Here is a 262-nt window from a genome sequence, read left to right as displayed (position 1 = left end):
ACATATGTTTCCGCCTACGCGCCCTTTACGCCCAATAATTCCGAACAACGCTTGCACCCTTCGTATTACCGCTGCTGCTGGCACGAAGTTAGCAGGTGCTTCTTCTTCCGGTACCGTCAAATTCCCAACCTATTCGCTTGGAAACCCTTCTTCCCGGCCGAAAGAGCTTTACGACCCAAGGGCCTTCTTCACTCACACGGCATTGCTGCATCAGGCTTGCGCCCATTGTGCAAAATTCCCGACTGCAGCCACCCGTAGGCTG

1 rRNA gene is annotated in these 262 nt (G+C 54.2%); it reads right to left on the bottom strand.

The window, feature by feature from the left end:
• Window positions 1–262, bottom strand: a 16S ribosomal RNA gene (locus ACTHSL_RS13800); the annotation flags it as partial.

This window comes from Neisseria sp. P0008.S010 (assembly GCF_051962715.1).
Taxonomy (GTDB): Bacteria; Pseudomonadota; Gammaproteobacteria; order Burkholderiales; family Neisseriaceae; genus Neisseria; species Neisseria elongata.
The sequence above is the reverse complement of the archived record's forward strand: the minus strand, read 5'-3'. Positions and strand labels throughout refer to the sequence as shown.